Annotated in this window: 15 protein-coding genes and 2 pseudogenes; 5 read left to right on the top strand and 12 right to left on the bottom strand. The window is 40.9% G+C overall.

The window, feature by feature from the left end; all coding sequences use genetic code 11:
• Positions 1 to 29 precede the first annotated feature (29 nt).
• From H5058_RS04055 to H5058_RS04045, 3 genes are all read left to right on the top strand, one after another.
• A complete protein-coding gene (locus H5058_RS04055) occupies positions 30 to 524 on the top strand; it encodes a gamma-glutamylcyclotransferase family protein (protein ID WP_182676982.1) in 495 nt (164 codons plus the stop codon).
• Positions 525 to 545: 21 nt separating this feature from the next.
• On the top strand, positions 546 to 2,087 hold the full coding sequence (locus H5058_RS04050) for a serine hydrolase (protein ID WP_182676980.1): 1,542 nt from the start codon (positions 546 to 548) through the stop codon (positions 2,085 to 2,087).
• A 116-nt stretch (positions 2,088 to 2,203) separates the two neighbouring features.
• The gene (locus tag H5058_RS04045) at positions 2,204 to 3,124 is read left to right on the top strand and encodes a histone deacetylase family protein (RefSeq protein WP_086995899.1); all 921 of its coding nucleotides are present in this window, start codon (positions 2,204 to 2,206) and stop codon (positions 3,122 to 3,124) included.
• Here the strand turns inward: H5058_RS04045 and H5058_RS04040 are convergent.
• Positions 3,107 to 3,397 carry a DUF4144 family protein gene (locus tag H5058_RS04040; protein WP_011327050.1) on the bottom strand — a complete coding sequence of 97 codons (291 nt, stop codon included), beginning with the start codon at positions 3,395 to 3,397 and terminating at the stop codon, positions 3,107 to 3,109. The genes H5058_RS04045 and H5058_RS04040 overlap by 18 nt on opposite strands.
• 111 nt (positions 3,398 to 3,508) lie before the next feature.
• Positions 3,509 to 3,904: pseudogene (gene tnpA, locus H5058_RS04035) on the bottom strand (IS200/IS605 family transposase).
• Between the two features lie 38 nt (positions 3,905 to 3,942).
• Here tnpA and H5058_RS04030 point away from each other — a divergent pair.
• Both H5058_RS04030 and H5058_RS04025 read left to right on the top strand, forming a co-directional pair.
• A complete protein-coding gene (locus tag H5058_RS04030) occupies positions 3,943 to 5,169 on the top strand; it encodes an RNA-guided endonuclease TnpB family protein (protein WP_182676978.1) in 1,227 nt (408 codons plus the stop codon).
• Between the two features lie 58 nt (positions 5,170 to 5,227).
• Positions 5,228 to 5,629 (top strand): annotated as a pseudogene (locus H5058_RS04025) (EAL domain-containing protein); the annotation flags it as partial.
• Here H5058_RS04025 and H5058_RS04020 read toward each other — a convergent pair.
• The 10 genes from H5058_RS04020 to dnaG all read right to left on the bottom strand — a co-directional run bounded on the left by H5058_RS04020 (position 5,626) and on the right by dnaG (position 19,653).
• Positions 5,626 to 6,435 carry a DUF2797 domain-containing protein gene (locus H5058_RS04020; protein ID WP_011327052.1) on the bottom strand — a complete coding sequence of 270 codons (810 nt, stop codon included), beginning with the start codon at positions 6,433 to 6,435 and terminating at the stop codon, positions 5,626 to 5,628. The pseudogene H5058_RS04025 and the gene H5058_RS04020 overlap by 4 nt on opposite strands.
• 22 nt (positions 6,436 to 6,457) lie before the next feature.
• On the bottom strand, positions 6,458 to 8,998 hold the full coding sequence (locus H5058_RS04015) for an EAL domain-containing protein (protein ID WP_182676976.1): 2,541 nt from the start codon (positions 8,996 to 8,998) through the stop codon (positions 6,458 to 6,460).
• Between the two features lie 111 nt (positions 8,999 to 9,109).
• Positions 9,110 to 10,399: a phosphoribosylamine--glycine ligase gene (purD, locus tag H5058_RS04010; protein WP_011327055.1), complete on the bottom strand. Its 1,290-nt coding sequence runs from the start codon at positions 10,397 to 10,399 to the stop codon at positions 9,110 to 9,112.
• A gap of 16 nt (positions 10,400 to 10,415) precedes the next feature.
• Positions 10,416 to 11,240 (bottom strand): class I SAM-dependent methyltransferase, encoded by an 825-nt coding sequence (locus H5058_RS04005; protein ID WP_011327056.1) that lies wholly within the window; start codon positions 11,238 to 11,240, stop codon positions 10,416 to 10,418.
• A 103-nt stretch (positions 11,241 to 11,343) separates the two neighbouring features.
• On the bottom strand, positions 11,344 to 12,930 hold the full coding sequence (gene purH, locus H5058_RS04000) for a bifunctional phosphoribosylaminoimidazolecarboxamide formyltransferase/IMP cyclohydrolase (protein ID WP_086996647.1): 1,587 nt from the start codon (positions 12,928 to 12,930) through the stop codon (positions 11,344 to 11,346).
• Between the two features lie 473 nt (positions 12,931 to 13,403).
• A complete protein-coding gene (gene fis / locus H5058_RS03995; RefSeq protein ID WP_011327058.1) occupies positions 13,404 to 13,694 on the bottom strand; it encodes a DNA-binding transcriptional regulator Fis in 291 nt (96 codons plus the stop codon).
• 19 nt (positions 13,695 to 13,713) lie between these two features.
• Positions 13,714 to 14,685 carry a tRNA dihydrouridine synthase DusB gene (dusB, locus tag H5058_RS03990; RefSeq protein WP_172459251.1) on the bottom strand — a complete coding sequence of 324 codons (972 nt, stop codon included), beginning with the start codon at positions 14,683 to 14,685 and terminating at the stop codon, positions 13,714 to 13,716.
• 280 nt (positions 14,686 to 14,965) lie between these two features.
• On the bottom strand, positions 14,966 to 15,847 hold the full coding sequence (gene prmA, locus H5058_RS03985; protein WP_182676975.1) for a 50S ribosomal protein L11 methyltransferase: 882 nt from the start codon (positions 15,845 to 15,847) through the stop codon (positions 14,966 to 14,968).
• Positions 15,848 to 15,928: 81 nt separating this feature from the next.
• Positions 15,929 to 17,776 carry an RNA polymerase sigma factor RpoD gene (gene rpoD / locus H5058_RS03980; protein ID WP_011327061.1) on the bottom strand — a complete coding sequence of 616 codons (1,848 nt, stop codon included), beginning with the start codon at positions 17,774 to 17,776 and terminating at the stop codon, positions 15,929 to 15,931.
• Between the two features lie 125 nt (positions 17,777 to 17,901).
• Positions 17,902 to 19,653, bottom strand: coding sequence for a DNA primase (gene dnaG / locus H5058_RS03975; RefSeq protein WP_011327062.1), 1,752 nt, complete (start codon positions 19,651 to 19,653; stop codon positions 17,902 to 17,904).
• Positions 19,654 to 19,758: the final 105 nt, after the last annotated feature.

Genomic DNA, 19,758 nt, shown 5'->3' with positions numbered 1-19,758 from the left:
AGTTACATTATTTAATTTTAGGAGTAGGTATGTCGCTTTATAATTTTTCGTTTGGTTCTAATATGTCGTCTCACCGTTTACTGGCGCGTCTACCTAATGCTAAGCGTATTGGTACTGCAGTATTACAAGGCTATGAGCTAACCTTTGATATGTATTTTAAAGATGGCTCAGGTAAATGCAGTATTAGCCCAAGTGATGCAGAAGATGCGTTAGTTTATGGGGTTGTTTATCAGATAAGTGACGCCGAAAAAGTCATTTTAGATGGCATAGAAGGTGCGGGTTACGACTGCGTAAATATAACCGTAAAGCTTTTAAGCGGCGAAGACGTTAACGCTCATTGCTATATTGCCAATACCCACGATAGTGAAGCGCTACCCTACGACTGGTACATTAAACACGTTCATCGCGGCGCGCTTGAAGCCGGCGTTCCAAAAGCATACAGTGATGCAATATTAAAGCGCGCGCAAAAAAGCGACAGCAACCTAGAACGTGCTGAAATTGAATTTGCAGTACATCAAAAATAATCATAATAAAAAAGGATAACAATGAAGTTAATTAAGTTTGCCACAATTGCTTTATTAGCAGGGGCTACGTTTAGTACCTGGGCACAAGTAGATACCAATAAAATAGAGCAGGTAATTCAAACCTCCATGGCACGTTTTGATGTGCCAGGAATGGCAGTTGCTATTGTTGAAAACGACAAAGTAATATTTGCTAAAGGTTTTGGTGTAACCCATATAAACACCGGTAATAAGGTTAATAAAGACACCTTGTTTGGCATTGCATCTAACACCAAAGCATTTACCAGTGCGGCGCTGGCTAAGTTGGTTGATGAAGGTAAGTTGAGCTGGGACGATAAAGTGATTGATCACCTGCCAGAATTTCAACTATATGACGCATACGTAACCCGCGAAATGCGTATTCGCGATCTGCTAAGCCATCGCAGTGGGTTGGGGCTTGGGCAAGGCGACTTAATGATTTGGCCAAGTACCGACAAGTCGGTTGATGATATTTTAGCAGGGTTAAAATACTTAAAACCAGCCAGCAGCTTTCGCAGCCAATATGCGTATAACAACTTAATGTTTGTTACTGCAGGGGAAGTGGTGGCACGCGTATCTGGGATGAGTTGGAACGATTACATCGAAAAAAACATGTTACAGCCACTAAATATGACTCACTCGCGAGCAGGGTTTTCGCGCATTCCAAGCAGCAATAAAAACTGGGCAACGGGGCATATTCCGATGGATAACCAACTCCATCCATTTTTTGTTAACTACCTAGAAGATTTTAAAGGCGCTGGGGCAATAGCCTCAAGTGCCAGCGATATGAGCCAATGGCTACGTACGCAACTTGCTGGTGGCACAATGCCAAATGGCGAGCAGTTATTTAGCGAAAAACAACAAGCGCAAATGTGGCATCCACATATAACGGCTATGGCGTCTAAAAGCGCGTTTGAGGCGTATCATCAGCAATTTAGAGGTTACGGGCTAGGCTGGAGTATTGAAGATTACCACGGCTTTAAAAAGCTTGGTCACGGTGGCGGTATTTTAGGCATGGTGTCGCAGGTTACATTACTACCTGAAAAAAAACTCGGTATTGTTATTTTAAGTAACCAGCAAGCATTTGGTGCGCTAGCGGCAGTAACCCACGAAGTGCTTGAAGATGCGCTTGAGCTTGAAGATAAAGATTGGGTTGAAGACTTAGCTAAAAAGCATTTTGAAAGTAAAGAGAAAGCATACGCTAATGCAAAGCCTGCAGCGCCAGCTGATTATCAACCGCAACTACCTAATATTAATTACACAGGTACGCTACACGATAATTGGTACGGCGATATAATTATTGAGCAGCTTGATGGCAAATTACATATTGATTTTACGCATACCAAGGGCTTAAAAGGCTCACTTGAGCATTACACAGGCAATACTTTTATTGTTAAGTGGGATGAAAAACTACTTGAGGCTGATGCGTTTATTAACTTTAATATGAATACCGAAAACAGAGTAAGCAGCGCTAAAATGCGTGCAGTATCTACGCAAATAACCGACTTTAGTTTTGACTTTAGAAATTTAAAATTAACAGCAAAATAACTGTTTTTGCTATCCCTAATTTGCTATATCTAGTGTAAAGGGTATACACCAAAGTCGCAAAGCCACCCTCGGATGGCTTTGTTATATTATGTTTAATGATACAGTTAGGAGCTTTTATGCGTACCGCAATTATTTCTCATCCTCATTGTCGTAAACATAAAATGATTGATGACCACCCAGAGTGCCCAGAGCGCTTAGATGCCATTAACGATCGCTTACTAGCAAGTGGATTAGATATTGCTATTGAGCAAAAACAAGCGCCCAAAGCGCAACGAGAGCATTACTTACTTGCGCATGACGAATCATTAGTTAGCTCTGTTGAAAGTAAAATACCTACCCAAGGGCTTGTCGATTTAGACGGTGATACTTGGTTATGTCCCGATTCATTAAAAGCAATTGAGCGTGCAGTAGGGGCCGGTATTTTAGCGGTAGATGAAATACTAGAGGGCAACCTTGATGCTGCATTTTGCTCGGTGCGCCCGCCGGGGCATCATGCAAATCGCACTACCTCATCCGGTTTTTGTGTATTTAACAACCTTGCTATTGCGGTTAAATATGCACAAAGCAAAGGGGTTAAGCGCATTGCTATTGTTGATTTTGATGTACATCATGGTAATGGCACTCAAGATATATTTATAGATGATAAAAACGTCCTGTTTTGCTCTTTATTTCAGCATCCATTTTATCCCAATACAGTGGTTGAAAATAACACCACGTTAGTTAATTCACCTTTGCCAATTGCCAGCGACGGTAACGATTTAAAAGCGGTATTTGAGCAGCAATGGCTGCCTAAACTAAATGCTTTTAAGCCTGACATGTTATTTATTAGCGCAGGATTTGATGCTCACCTCGAAGATGATATGGCTAGTTTAAAGTTTGTAGAGGAAGATTACCGCTGGCTAACCGAGCAATTAGCCCGCTTTAGTGAGCAGCATAATTGCCGCGGTATAGTGTCGTATTTAGAAGGGGGGTATGCGCTTTCTGCATTGGGTCGCAGTGCAATTGCACATGTAAAAGCGTTAGTCGATTATGAGTAACGCAAATGCTTGCTCAGGTGTTAGCTGCTTAATTTTACTTAGGCAACACTGACCTTCTTTTAGCAAATAATCTTTCACTAAATCTGCTAATTCAATGGCACTAATGGCTGTTTTTGGCTCGCCACTTAGTGTTGTATAGCTATACTTACTATCTAAAATAATAATTCTGCTTTTTTGCAGCTCATCCATCGCATATACAAAATCATCTACTTCATCAGGCTGCTCAGCTAACTCAATTTCATTGTTATAAATAATAATTTTTGGATACGACATGCTTATTTATTGTCCTACATCAAAGGGGGAATATTTGCTCGATTTATCGAAATTTTCCGAGAAAACCTATTGATCGACGCGAAGCGGCGTCGATGGGATGAATCGGAATAGTTAGCCCTGCTCTTGAATGTATTTTCGAATTGTATCAGCAGCCGCATTTCCAACAGAGCAAACAAAATATCCGTCAGACCAAAATGTTTTTTTAACCCAGAATTACTTTTAAAACCATTTAAATCTCGACCATAGACTTTACGTTGTAGATTGTTTAATTCTCCTAACGTAACTCGCAACACTGATATTGGGAGAGATCGTTAGCAATATGTGTATATGATCTTTGTCCACCTCGATCTCTTCGATATTAAATTCTGAGCGCTCTGCAATTTCAGTGATTTTTTGTTTTACAAAATCACCTACATCACCTTTTAACAATTGTTTTCTATATTTAACCACAAGTATTAAATGTAGCGCTATTAAATATTTACAGTGAGATTTAGTTTCATATTCCATCTTGACAACTCATTTCCATACAGTAGTCTATACAGTATATGAAAAAGACGCTTAGATACAACTACAGGCTAAATCCTACGCCAGAGCAAGAAGCTAAACTTGTTGAGTTTGGCGCGACAGCGCGTGGCATTTGGAACTTATTGTTGTCTGAGAACATACGTCGATACGAGCACGATAAAACGTTTTTGTTTTACAAAGACATGGCCTCACTACTTAAAGATATCAAGACGTTCGAAGAGTTTAACTGGATCAAAGCATTCGATTCTGCGGCAGCTCAACAAGTTGCCCGCGACCTGGAATTAGCGCTCAAAAATGTTTTTACTAAAGGTCGCTTGCAACGCTTTCCAAAGCACAAGATCTCATATAAAAAGAAAAAACTTCACAACGATAGTTTTCGAGCGGTCAATAACTCAAACTGTATCCGCATTGAAAATGGCGCTATCAGTATCCCAAAGGTAGGCAAGATACCCATTATCTTGCATCGCAAACTAGCAAGTAAAATCAAGACTGTAACTATCCAGTATCACCACGGAAAATGGGGATGCAGCATCACTCAGGAAGTTGAGTGCAAAACAGCTAAACAAGTTTTAAAAACAATCACAGGTTTTGACATTAACTCAAAGCAAACTGTTGTTGGCTCAGATGGTTTTGTGGTCGATAACCCCAAGTTTTTAAAGCAGTCAAAAACAAAGTTAAATCAATTGCAACGCCAGCTTGCACGCCGAACTAAAGGTTCAAATCGCTGGCACAAAACCAAACAACGCATCAACAAATTACACGGCAAAATCTCACGGCAAAGGCTCGACTTTGCACACAAAATTTCACGCCAGATAACCAATGAAAATGACATTTTAGTGTTCGAAGATTTAAACGTAAAAGGGATGCAAAAGTTCAATGGCAGCATGGTTGCCGACAATGTGATGGGCTTAATTACTCAGCTTTCAAAATACAAAACTGAGCTTGAAGGTAAACTCTATCACGAGATTGGCAGGTTTGAAAAATCCACTGGGGTTTGTTCTGAATGCGGCCAACATCATGTTTTAACATTGAACGACAGATATTTCACATGTACGGCTTGTGAAACTAACCAAAGCCGAGACTTGTCAGCGGCTAAAAGCATAGCAAAAACAGGTGAATTAGATTTGATTGCGGCTGGGATCGTCGCAAGGGTTACCCCCACATCTCAGCAGAAATCAGCCATTAAAACGAAAGTCTTCGAGCTATCGAAGTTTGCTGTTGGAACTGAGAAAAAAGAAGCAGCCTAGTCTCTAAGTCAAGGCTGTAGAAGCCCATTGATCGACACGGAGTGGCGTCGATGGGTAGTTCACTAGCTCATTTACACAGGCTAAAACGCAGTTGCAGCAACTAAAAGAACTGGGCGTGCATATAGCATTAGACGACTTTGGGACCGGGTATTCGGCATTGAGTTATTTAACGAAACTGCCTTTTGATACATTAAAAATAGACGCGAGCTTTATTGCTAAAATCCCTGATGAATACGGCAATAGCCAAATAGTTGCAGCGCTTATTGCACTGGCAAGCAATTTAAACTAAATGGTAGTGGCAGAGGGAGTTGAGCAGCTAGCTCAAAAAAGCTACCTTATTAGCTTAGGGTGTAATGTTATACAGGGGTATTACTATTGCCACCCGTTAACGCAGCGGCAATGGTTTGATTTTTATCGGGTGAACTGCTTATCTGCGAGCACTCAACCAACCGGCACTTAGCCTACGGTTACTTCGTAAGAGGTGAATTTTCGAATGTTAATAACGCCTTTTTCAAAAATTAAATACTGACCTTTAATGCCTTGTAAAACACCGCTTACTACCGGGTCTTTATCAAAGTTAAACGAGCTGATTTTGGTTGGGTATTCGCTTACCGGAAAGTTTAAATCAACTACGTCTTCATCTAGCTGTTCAATAGCTGTTGCGCCAAATAGCTCGCTTAGCTCATTTAGCTTTGCACTAATTTGTGGAATAAGCTCAGCGGCTGCAGCTTTTAAATCTAGCGCTTCGTTTTGGCCTTTTAGCATATTGCGCCAATTAGTTTTATCAGCAATAAATTCAGCCAATGCCACTTCTACTAAGCCTGATTGCAACCGTGTTTGCACTTTAAAAATAGGCAATGCTTGGGTAGCGCCTTGATCAACCCAGCGAGTTGGTATTTGCGTGTGGCGAGTAATACCCACTTTTAGTCCTGAGGTATTAGCGAGGTAGACGTAATGCGGGATCATGCAATTTTCTTCTCCCCACTCTGGCTCGCGGCAAGTACCTTGATCGTAATGGCAGGTTTCTGGCTTCATAATACACATATCGCAACTAGCAAGTTTGCGCATGCATACAAAGCAATGGCCTTGAGAATAGCTTTTTTTGGTTTTTTTACCACAGCTAGAGCATAAAATTGTGCCGCTAAAAGTAAGCGTTAGCTCTTTACCTATAAATGCATTTAAGTCGACTAAGTGCTCACCCACAGGTAAGTGATATTGTACCGGCTCGGTTAAGCTCGATTTTAATTTACGCAATGTGCCTTGCATCTTTACTTGGCCCCTAAAGATGTTAAAAAGGGGAGTCTAACATTTTTAAATTATATTGGCTGTTTAAGTACAGTAAATAATCGTCATACGCGAGTGGTTTGGCGTAAAGGTATCCTTGCGCGTGATCGGCGTTCATACCTTTAAGTAAGTCGTGAACCTCTTGCGTTTCTACTCCTTCAATAGTGATTGATAAACCTAGGTTATGCGCCATATCTATCGCTGTTTGCACAATAACCTGATGAGTATGATTATTGGGTAAATCATGCACAAACGATTTATCTATTTTTAATTCACTAAAGTGAAAGTTAACTAGATAACTAAGTGACGCGTAGCCTGTACCAAAGTCATCAAGTACTACTTTAACTCCCAAGGTGTTCAGTTGCTCTACTAATTTAATAAGCGTCTCCTGGCTCTCTACAAAGGCTGATTCTGTCAGCTCAAATTTAAGTAGATGCGCAGGAACCTGGTACTTAATTAAAATGTTTTCTACTTTTTCGGCTAAATTATTGATGGTTAAATTTTTAGCGCTTAAATTTACACTAACAGTATGCCCAGGGTGCCCATTTTGGGTGAACCTAATAATATCTTGGCAAGCTTGTTCAATAACCCACAAAGTAAGCTCGTTAATAATACCGGTGTGCTCAGCTAAAATTATTAATTTTTCAATTGAAATGCTTTTAAAGGCCGGATCGGGCCAACGCAATAGCGCCTCGGCGCCGTTAATTTTATTTGTACTAAAGTTAAGTTGCGCTTGATAATGCAGCGCCAACTTATTGGTTTTAATTGCCTGTTGCAGCTTAGCGGCCAAAGCCACGTCCATCACTTGTTGTTTACCATGCACCGATGAGCTTACTTTGTTAATGTTGTATTTGGCATTTTTAAGTGCCAAATAGCCATGCTGTAACCAGTAGTCAAAATCGTCATTTTCATTTAAGTAACTAAAACCAATAGAATAGTTAAGCTGCAAATTGAGACCTTTTATTTCGTACTGTTTTGGTAAGCCAGCAAGTACTTTGGTTAACCGCTCTTCAAGCATAATTTGGCTTTGGATTTTAGTAGAAATAAAAGCAAACACACCGCTGCCCAAGTCGGAAAATTGCGTAATGGCGCTGAGGTCGTTATCAAGGTCGATAAACTCACGCTCATAACTCAGTTGCAATGCCAGTTTATCGGCGACATGCCTGATTAGCGTGTAGCCTTGTGCTGGGGTAATAATAGTATTGAGCGAGTTGAAGTGGCGTATTTTAACTAAACATAAAATAGCGCGACGCTGCTGCGTTTGTAGCATCATAAAGGCTTGCTTTAACTTGGCACTGTTGAGTAGTTTGGTTTGCTGTGTGTGGGTGGCATGATATAAAGCGCGCGCTCTTTGGTAGCGAACTCTATCGGCAAGTGCCATCGCCATTAGTACTATTTCGCATAGTATAGCGACTAGAAAAGCATGGCGAGTAGTAAAACTGTAGGAAATTACGCCGGTTAACTCTAAAGGTTGAATAGCAGCACCAAGTATTAATGGCACCCAAGAGAGTACGTAATACTTTGCCCATCTAAAACCGCTACGCAGTTTATTATAAATTAAAATAATACACACAATATACAGCGCGGCCATTATTACAAAAAAGATGGGGGCGGCTATATTTTCTGGTATAAATAAACTACTTACTGCAAGTATAAACATCAGCGAAAGTAGTCTTACACTTAATTTATAACGCCAGCAGTTATCCTTGTGGTAGCGTAAAAATAGTGTACAAAAGGCCAGGGTGAAAAAAGCGATGGCGTAATTGGCAAACACAACTCTTTCATGAATAAACAATTGCCAAGGGGTTGGCCATAAATAAAAGCCAAACCCTAATACTGCTCCCATTAGCACTATGGCGCTAATAATATAGCCAATGTAAACTAAGTACACGCGGTCTTTAATGCCCAAATAGAGTACTAAGTTATACAGCGCTGCCATTATTAATACCCCAACAAATATGCCCCAAATACCGGTTTGCGAGCGTACTAGGTCAACAAACTCTTTATTGCGATATAAACTAACCGGCGTTTTACTTATACCGCCAGTATCTATTTTAATGACTAAGTGCTGGGTTGCTTGCCCCTTTAAGGTAAAGCGAATATGGGGTACGCTGTATTGAAATAACGAGAGATTTTGCTCTTTGTCACCCAAGTTATATGTATGTAGTAACTGTTTCTTATCATTTAGTTGATAAATAGTTAGGTGATCAACCATAGGGTTGTCAAAGTGGGCAACAAGGTCTTCACTTTTTAGATTTTTATTTTTTAAATCAATAAATAACCAATAATTTTGTGCAGTAAAACTCCATGGTATTTTAGAAAAAGGCTGAGCAATTAAGCGCTCTGGTTGAGCCATTAGTTCGTCAAAGCTGAGTTGTTTACTGCTATCAATGTAATAAGCATAATTTAAATAGATAGGGGCAATTTTATCTATTGTGTAACGGGCAGGCGTTATCAGGTTTGATACCAAGGTATTAATTATAAAAAATATTAATATAAGTATTGCTGTGGCTAGCGCATGATAACGTAACGTTTTAAATTCCAAATTATGCTGTGCTTTTTTTGATCCTTTCAAATAGTGTAGCACTAAAAAAGCGCAGACAAGCTGCGCTTTTGATGTTTACATTTAATAGTAATATTAACCAATAGGTTATATTTAACTATTTTGCTCTCTCGCAATAGCACGATATGCAATATCAGTACGATATTCCATGCCATCCCAGCTGAGTTGCTTTATTAGCTCGTAAGCGCGTTGCTGCGCTTCGGTTACGGTATTACCCAGTGCGGTGGCACATAATACACGTCCGCCCGCAGTTACTACGTCATTACCGTTTTGTTTAGTACCAGCATGAAATACTTTTTCGCCAGCAGGGTAGTCAACCTGTAAACCCGATATAACATCGCCTTTAGGATAATCACCAGGATAGCCTTTAGCGGCCAGTACTACACCAACGGCTGCACGTGGATCAAACTCAATGGTGGTTTTATCCAGTTCAACACGATTAGCCGCTTCAATTAACTCGACTAAGTCTGATTGCAAACGTAGCATCATAGGTTGAGTTTCCGGGTCGCCAAAACGACAGTTATACTCAATTACTTTTGGCGTGCCATCGGTATCTATCATTAAGCCAGCGTATAAAAAGCCTGTGTACGGATGACCCTCGCTCGCCATGCCCTCTACCGTTGGGTAAATCACTTCGTTCATAATACGCTGATGAATTTCATCGGTAACTACTGGCGCAGGTGAATAAGCACCCATACCGCCAGTGTTAGGGCCAGCATCGCCATTGTAAGCGCGTTTATGATCTTGGCTAGTGGCAAATGGTAATACGTTTTTGCCATCTACCATCACAATGAAAGACGCTTCTTCACCTTCTAAAAACTCTTCGATAACTACGCGGCTACCAGCATCACCAAAAGCATTACCCGCAAGCATGTCACGAATAGCATCTTCAGCCTCGGCTTCAGTCATCGCAACAATAACGCCTTTACCTGCGGCTAAACCATCTGCTTTGATTACAATTGGCGCGCCTTTTTCTTTTAAATAAGCAAGGGCAGGGGCAACCTGTTCAAAGGTTTGGTAATCGCCACTAGGGATATTGTGACGCGCTAAAAAGTCTTTAGTAAACGACTTTGAGCCTTCAAGCTGAGCTGCGCCCGCTGTTGGGCCAAATATAGCTAGGCCGTGTTCACGAAACTTATCAACCACACCTAATACTAACGGGATCTCAGGGCCTACAATAGTAAGCTCAACATTATTTTGTTGTGCAAACTGAAGTAAACCGTCTAAGTCGTCAACATTTATTGCAACGTTCTCAAGTTTTGGCTCAAGTGCTGTGCCCGCATTACCAGGGGCTACAAATACTGTGTTTACTTTGGTGTTTTGAGCGGCTTTAAACGCAAGAGCGTGTTCGCGGCCGCCGCTGCCAATGACTAAAACATTCATGGCGAAAAATTCCTATTTAAAGCGGTTTTTTAAATTTCAGCGTCATGCGGTCACTCTCACCAATGGCTTTATATTTATCGGCATCTTGCTCGCCTAAACGTAAGCTTGGTGGTAGCGTCCATACCCCTTTAGGGTGATCGGCTGTATCTTTTGGGTTAGCGTTTATTTCACTACTAGCAACTAATTCAAACCCAGCTTGTTTAGCTATTTCAATTACGTAGCTTTGCTTCATGTAACCACTGCTTTTTTGATCGTCATCGGCGCGTGCTTCAGGCAATCTATGCTCTACTACACCTAAGGTGCCACCTGGCTTGAGCGCGGTATAAAAAGATTTAAACGCACTAAGTGCGCCGTCTTTATTTTTACCCATATACCAGTTATGCACATTTCTAAAGGTAAGTACCATATCGGCGCTATTTGCAGGGGCAAGTTCGGTGTGAGTAACAGGAGCAAACTCAGTTACTATTACTTTACTAAAGCGTGGGTCTTGCGTTACTTTTTGTTCAAACTCAGAGCGAGAACGCTGATAAAAGCCAGTCGCATCTTTTGGAAAATGCGCGGCGTAAAATTTGCCATTATCTTTGAGTACAGGCGCTAAAATTTCGCTGTACCAACCACCACCGGGCGATATTTCTACCACGCTCATATTCGGCTTTAAGCCAAAAAATGCCAGCGTTTGTGCTGGATGACGAAACTTGTCACGCTCACTGTTTTTAGCAGCGCGCTGCTCATCATTAAGTGCATTAGCAACTAATGAGTTTTCACTGTGGTTATGAGCCAAGCTTGCTGCAGAGCTAAGCGCAATAGTGGCGACAAGTATAGATTTTAAAGCAAATTTCATCATTTTATTCTTCACTGTTAGTTTAATGAACAATCAGAATACGTTAATTGATTGCAAACAAACAGAGCTAAACTCAAACTTCAGTGTTTAGCTCTATAAGTGATTAGTGGCGGAAGTGGCGCATACCAGTAAGTACCATTGCCATGCCAGCTTCGTCTGCTGCGGCAATCACTTCTGCATCACGCATTGAGCCACCTGGCTGAATTACTGCCGTTATGCCAGCGGCTGCAGCTGCGTCAATACCATCACGAAATGGGAAGAATGCATCCGATGCCATAACTGAACCTTTAACTTCAAGGTTTTCATCTGCTGCTTTAATACCGGCAATTTTAGCCGAGTAAACGCGGCTCATTTGGCCCGCGCCTACACCGATTGTCATACCGTCACGGGCATATACAATGGCGTTAGATTTAACAAATTTAGCTACTTTCCAGCAAAATAATAAGTCTTTAAGCTCTTGCTCAGTAGGTTGACGCTTAGATACAACTTTTAAATCGCCTTGCGTTACCATGCCTAAGTCGCGGTCTTGCACTAAAATACCGCCATTAACGCGTTTAATATCTTGACCTGCGGCTTTACCTGTCCACTGCCCACATACTAATAAACGTACGTTTTGTTTAGCCGAAACAATTTTGGCTGCAGCGTCAGATACGCTAGGAGCAATAATTACTTCCACAAATTGACGCTCAACAATTGCTTCCGCGGTTGCTGCATCTAACTCTTGGTTAAAGGCAATAATGCCACCAAATGCCGACGTAGGGTCGGTTTTAAAAGCACGTTCATATGCTTCAAGAATATTGCTACCGATAGACACGCCACATGGGTTTGCATGTTTTACGATTACACAGGCTGGTACGTCAAATTCTTTAACACACTCAAGCGCTGCATCGGTATCAGCAATATTGTTGAAAGATAACGCTTTACCTTGCAGCTGAGTTGCTGTTGCTACTGAAGCTTCAACAATGTCGTTTTCAACATAAAAAGCCGCGTCTTGATGCGAGTTTTCGCCGTAGCGCATATCTTGCTTTTTAGTGAACTGCATATTGATAGTGCGTGGGAACTTTGTATCTTCGGCGGCTTCCTCTGTGTAATCAGGAACCATTTTACCGAAGTAATTAGCAATCATGCCATCGTACTGAGCGGTGTGCTCGTAGGCTGCTATAGCAAGGTCAAAACGGGTTTTATAGGTAGTAGAACCCTTGTTGCTTTGCATTTCGCTGATCACGCGGTCGTAGTCGCTGGCGTTTACCACAATAGTAACGTCTTTATGATTTTTAGCCGCTGCGCGAACCATAGTCGGGCCGCCAATATCTATGTTTTCAATAGCATCTTCAAGGCTGCAGTTTTCTTGAGCGACAGTATTCGCAAAGGGGTATAAGTTAACTACAACAATGTCGATAGCAGAAATATTGTTTTCTGCCATTACGCTTTCATCTTGTCCGCGACGCGCTAAAATGCCGCCGTGAATTTTTGGATGAAGTGTTTTTACGCGGCCATCCATGATTTCTGGGTGACCTGTGTGATCTGATACTTCAGTGACTTTTATGCCGTTATCAGCAAGTAGTTTACAGGTACCGCCAGTTGATAAAATATCAACACCTTGCGCTTCTAATGCGCGGGCAAATTCAACTATACCGGTTTTATCAGACACACTTAATAGTGCGCGACGAATGGGACGATGTGTATCCATTGTAGTTTGATTTCCTCAGTTTATGAGCTAGCTTAGAAGCGGGCATTTTAACTGATAACAACTCAAAAAACGACTTATTAAGGGTGAGCATTTTGCAATTAGCACTTGTAGCAATAATGCAGCTCCTTATGGATTAACTAAGGTTAAACCTTATGTTATGCATTTATTACTAGCATAATTGAGTACTTAACCTAAATTATGCTTAAAAGGCAACGCCAATCTACATGAATAATACTAACGCTTAGTGACACCAACCAACTAAAACATGAGCATTTTAGCTTATTAAATAACTAACTCAGTGCGTTGAAAATAGCTGCTAAAGATAGGTTTACTAGCTGGAAATCAGGTTAAATAGCAGGCATAAAAAAAGCACCCTAAGGTGCTTTTATATAAATTAACGGCCATAAATAGCTATTAATTTATACCCTATGTATTGGCTTAGTAAGCATGCTTACCAGTCAATACAAAAAGTATTAGTTCATGCCGTATTTTTTAAGCTTTTTACGTAAAGTACCACGGTTGATACCTAGTAAAATTGCTGCACGTGTTTGGTTACCACGTGTATACGTCATTACTTCTTCCAGTAATGGCGCTTCTAGCTCTGAAAGAACAAGGTCGTAAACGTCTTGCACATCTTGACCGTTAAGCTGCTTTAAATAGTGGTGAACAGCTTTCTTTACTGCGTCACGTAATGGCTGCGGTTTCTCGTGTGCCTGAACATGAGGGTTAGTGATAAATGGAGAAGTCACGTTTTGTTCGAACATTATTTAATCTCTTTCTTTCTTAGTTAGCTGCTAGTGTTTTAAAGTATTGCTCTAATACGTCAACTTGTGTAAGTGGGTTGTCGATCGTATTAAATACTCGCCTAAACTGACCATCACGGTCATGGGTTTGCAAATACCAAGATACATGCTTACGAGCAATTCGCGCTCCCATTGGCTCACCGTAAAACGTATGGAGATTAGTTAAATGCTCCATTAAAATACTGCGCACCTCTGCAATAGCAGGTGGCTGTAAATGCTCTCCGGTTCGCAAATAGTGGTCTATCTCCCTAAATATCCAAGGGCGACCTTGGGCGGCTCGGCCAATCATAATGGCATCTGCACCCGTATAATCTAATACCTGCTTTGCTTTTTCTGGTGATGTAATATCACCGTTTGCAACCACAGGAATCGACACCGAACGTTTAATGTCCCTAATCGTGGCGTACTCAGCTTCACCCTTGTACATACATGCGCGTGTGCGCCCATGTACGGCAAGTGACGCTATGCCATAACGTTCAGCTATTCTCGCAATCTCTACACCATTACGGTTATCCAGATCCCATCCAGTACGGATTTTAAGTGTTACAGGTATATCAACAGCATTAACGACTGCATCAATAATCTCTTCCACAAGTTCAGGAAACTGTAATAAAGCAGAGCCAGCGAGTTTCTTGTTCACTTTTTTTGCTGGGCACCCCATATTGATATCTATGATTTGTGCACCATTAGCAACATTGAATTGTGCGGCCTGTGCCATAAGCTCAGGATCAGCTCCTGCAATTTGCACCGCGCGTATTCCCGACTCACCGCTGTGATCCATACGGTTCATCGATTTTTCGGTTTTCCAAACATCAGGATTCGATGATAACATTTCAGACACAGCAAGCCCCGCACCTAAGCGGCGACAAAGTTGTCTAAATGGTCTATCTGTAATACCGGCCATAGGCGCGACAATTACGTTATTCTCAAGTTGGTATTTACCGATACGCACTATATTCAATAGGCCTCTTTTCAAGGGGCGCTAAGTTTACGGTTTTTTTAGCAAAAATCAAAGGCTATAAATTGAACAAAAGTAACTTTTTTTTGCCCTTTTCGTATTGACATTTGATAACCGTATGACAAAGCGGTTTATTTGTTTGAAATTTAAGCAGCTTTTATTTTTAGTATAAAATAGAGATAAATTTTATTTTGTAAATAAATGGTAAAGCCTGTTAAATACAGGCTTCAGATACTTGTTTTAAGTAAAAGCTCTAAATAGCGTTGGGCAGTGCTTATGCTTTTTTAGTGCCACTTACACGGGTCCAATCACCTTCAATAGCAATGTCGTCCAGCTCAATAAAGGGGGCATAAACATCGGCAACCGATTGCGCTTGCTCGGTTAAAATTCCCGACATAGCTATTTTGCCACCGGGTTTTAATAACCCTAAAATAACACTATGTAGTTCACGTAACGGTTGCGCTAAAATATTAGCAACGACTATATCGGCACTAAATTCAGGTTGGTTTTCTGGCAGGTATACTTCTAATTTGTCGGCAACACCATTACGGTTAGCATTATCTAAGCTTGCTTCTAGTGCTTGCGGATCTATATCTATACCAATCATGCGCTCTGCGCCAAGTTTAATAGCAGCAATGCCCAAAATGCCCGAGCCACAACCAAAATCAACCACGGTTTTACCGGTTAAATCTTGGCTTTCTAGCCATTTTAAACATAATGCGGTAGTCGCGTGAGTGCCGGTACCAAATGCAAGGCCTGGGTCGAGTAATACGTTTACTGCATCTGGATCAGGAATATCGCGCCAGCTTGGGCAAATCCAAAGTCTTTCGCCAAATTGGATTGGGTGAAAGTTATCCATCCACTCACGTTCCCAATCTTTGTCTTCAAGTTGTTCTATTTTATATGTTAGATTTTGCGCAACTGATTTATCTGCGTTTAACAGCGCTACAACGCTATCCATATCGTGATTAGCATCAAATAAGCCTATTACCGTAGTATCGGCCCAAAATTGCACAGTGCCTATTTTAGGCTCATAGATAGGCGTGTCTTTGGCGTCAATAAAAGTAACCGATGAACTACCAGCTTCAACTAGTAGATCACTAATTAAATCAGCGTTATCAGCGTTGGCGTTAATACGAATTTGGATCCAAGCCATGTTTATTTCCAGATAAAGGGGGTAAATAGAAAAAAGGCCGCAAGAGCGGCCTTTTTAGTTTTAATATGTATTAGCCGCTTATTATTTAGCGTCTAAAAAGCTTTTCAGTAAATCAGAGCGAGAAGGGTGACGTAATTTACGCAGCGCCTTTGCTTCTATTTGACGAATACGTTCACGTGTTACGTCAAACTGCTTACCTACTTCTTCTAAGGTGTGGTCGGTATTCATATCAATACCAAAACGCATACGCAGTACTTTAGCTTCACGGGCTGTTAGGCCAGCAAGTACGTCGTTAGTTGCGCCACGAAGCGACTCCATAGTTGCCGAATCAATTGGCGAATCAATGGTTGTATCTTCGATAAAGTCACCTAAATGCGAATCTTCATCATCACCAATCGGTGTTTCCATCGAAATTGGTTCTTTAGCAATTTTAAGTACCTTACGAACTTTGTCTTCAGGCATCATCATGCGTTCAGCTAATTCTTCTGGATTTGGCTCACGGCCCATTTCTTGTAACATTTGACGTGAAATACGGTTAAGTTTATTAATCGTTTCAATCATATGTACCGGAATACGGATCGTTCTTGCTTGGTCAGCAATAGAGCGCGTAATTGCTTGGCGTATCCACCACGTAGCATAAGTCGAAAACTTATAACCACGGCGATATTCAAACTTATCAACGGCTTTCATCAAACCAATATTACCTTCTTGAATTAAATCCAAGAACTGTAAACCACGGTTTGTATATTTTTTAGCAATTGAAATTACCAAACGTAAGTTAGCTTCAACCATCTCTTTTTTCGCACGGCGAGCTTTAGCTTCACCAATACTCATACGACGGTTTATGTCTTTTATACGCTCAATATTTAAGCCAGTGCTACTTTCAATAACACGTAATTTATTCAGACTACGAATGATCTCAGGCTTAACTTCTTCAAGTTTTGCCGAGTACTTTTCGTTAGCTGCAATTTCTAAATCAACCCAAGTAGCATCCGTTTCGTTATTAGCAAAGTGCTTAACAAACGTTTTCTTTGGTAACTTAGCAATTTGTACTGCTTGTTTCATGATAAGACGTTCTTGAACGCGAACTCTGTCCATCATTTCACGCATGTTATTAACCATGCGATCAAATTGCTTAGGTATTAATTTAAAGGTTTTGAATAACTCACCAATTTCAAATATAGCGGCAAGAGAATCTGGGTGCGAGCGACCTTTAGCTTCAAACGTTTCACGTGCTTTATTATATAAATCACGTAAATTTTCAAAATGAACACGTGCTTCTTCAGGATCTGGTCCTGTGTCTACTTCTTCTTCGTCTTCATCATCTTCGTCGCTGTCGTCATCGTCTTTATCGTCGTCATTAAGTTGTTTTGCACTTAATTCTGAACCAATATTAGTTGCCGAAATTGGCGCTGTGTCTTCATTAGGATCAATAAAGCCAACGATAATATCGCTAAGGCGCATTTCTTCTGCTTCAAACTTATCCCACTGCTCGAGTAGGTAAGTAATTGCTTCAGGGTATTCAGCAACCGAAATTTGTACTTGGTTAATGCCTTCTTCAATACGCTTAGCGATTACAATTTCGCCTTCACGGGTCAGAAGTTCAACAGTACCCATTTCACGCATGTACATGCGTACCGGATCCGTTGTGCGGCCGATCTCTTTTTCTACGGTCGCAAGGGCTGCAGCGGCAGCTTCAGCTGCGTCTTCGTCTGTCGTTGTTTCTTGCATCATTAGTTCATCGGCATCTGGCGCGTTTTCGCTAACCTTGATACCCATGTCATTAATCATGCTAATGATATCTTCTACTTGATCTGAGTCTATAATATCTTGTGGAAGGTGATCATTTACTTCTGCAAAAGTTAAGTAGCCTTGCTCTTTACCTTTTAGAATCAGAAGTTTTAATTGTGACTGAGGAGTTGGATCCATAGAGATTTTTTCTTCCACTCTGATAAGTTGATACAACAGGCGCCATCATGTAGTTTGCCTTAAAGCTAAACTAGAATAATGTGACGCAGTGAATAGCGTAGTATAACAGTTTAAATCAAATTTGACTAGCTGTTAGTCGCTTTTAACGCTGTCATTAACAAATGACATTCAAGTCTTTCATCGCTATTTAGACCTTGCGTCTTATCCTTTATTAATAGGGTCTCTAGTCGATAATTTAAACACTGATCTTCAATAAATTTAAAAGTATTTTGAAAAACAGTCTCTAAACGCTCTTCATTTATTTGATGTTGCCACGTTGCCAGCTTAGTTAGCGGGTCATAATCGTCAGTGCCTCTAAAGAATTCGAGCAACTGCGCTGTGGTAACATCTTCTTTTTGCAACGCTTGATGTTGTAAGCGCAGTAGCAAACCAATGCCGGCAATATTCATTTGTGCTAAATCGGGCAAATAGGGCACGCTTTTAGCCATTTGCGGATGTTGAATTAAAATACCGATTGCTTGGCGCATGGGGGTTATTTTAAATTTTCGCTCAATTGAATGCTGTTGCTTAGGTGTTTTTAAGCGATTATTGAGTTGCTCACGAGTACGGCCAATTAATCGCCCGAGCTGCTCAAGAATATTTTCTTGATAAAACTCACTAGGAATTTTTTCAATTAATGGTAATGCGGCACTAAGTAACTTGGCTTTACCCGAATCAAGCGTTAAATCTATTTCTAGGCTGAGCTTATTGAATAACACTTTAGTGAAATCATCGGCTGCATTTAATCTTTGTTCAAACTTATCTTTACCTTCGGCTTGTACTAAGGAATCGGGGTCTTCGCCGTCGGGTAAAAATACAAAGTTTAATGCTTTACCATCATTTAAATAAGGCAGTGCGTTTTCGAGCGCACGCCAAGCTGCATCACGCCCTGCACGGTCACCATCGTAACAACAAATTACTTTATCTGTTGTTCTAAATAGAGTGTGCATATGCTCACTGGTTGTTGCTGTCCCAAGTGCTGCAACGGCATATTCAATACCTTGCTCTGCCAGCGCCACCACATCCATATAGCCTTCAACAATCAGTACATGGTCGAGCTTTTTGTGTGCTTGTTTAGCTTCATATAAACCATAGAGTTCAAAGCCTTTATGAAAAATACGTGTCTCTGGCGAGTTTAAATATTTAGGGCCTTGATCGGCTTGCATTACGCGCCCACCAAAGGCAACTACGCGGCCACGTTTATCGCGAATAGGGAACATTAATCGATCGCGAAAAAAGTCAAACTGTCTGCCAGGTGTTTTTTCTGAGGCGAGTTTTAGCTCTACCAATTGCTCTTTTTGTTCTTTGTTACGGCCAAGTTGTAGGCACAAACCATCCCATTCACTTGGTGCATAACCTATCATGAACTTTTTAACTATTTCGCCGCTTAAGCCCCGGCCTTTAACGTATTCAATAACAGCGGCAGAATTACTATGGTGCTTTAACTGGTGTTGATAAAACCTTGCAGTATGGAGCATTAAATCGTAATCAGAGCGTTTTTGCGCTGCAGTACGCTCAGGTGCCGAGCCGCTACCTTGCTCACGGGGAACTTCTAAATTAAGTAAACTTGCAAGCTCTTCAATAGCATCAACAAACTCAAGTTTTTCGTATTCCATAACAAACGAAATAGCATTACCGTTAACGCCACAGCCAAAGCAGTGATAAAACTGTTTATCTTGGGAGACGGTGAACGAAGGCGATTTTTCGTTATGGAAAGGGCAGCAAGCTTGGTAGTCTTTACCGGCTTTTTTAAGACCGACTTTTGAGTCTATCAGGTCGACAATATCGGTTCTGGCAAGCAAGTCATCTATAAAATTACGTGGGATCTTTCCAGCCATTAGTAAAATAACGTCCTGAGATAATTAGAATAACAATGAAAGCGAGATTAAATTTATAACCCTAAAAATAAAACCAAGCGATTTTATACGCATATATTAATTGCT

The sequence above is a fragment of the Pseudoalteromonas sp. SR45-4 genome (assembly GCF_014163535.1).
GTDB classification, from domain to species: Bacteria; Pseudomonadota; Gammaproteobacteria; order Enterobacterales; family Alteromonadaceae; genus Pseudoalteromonas; species Pseudoalteromonas nigrifaciens.
Note: the sequence above shows the minus strand (reverse complement) of the source record. Positions and strands in the feature narration are given on the sequence as shown.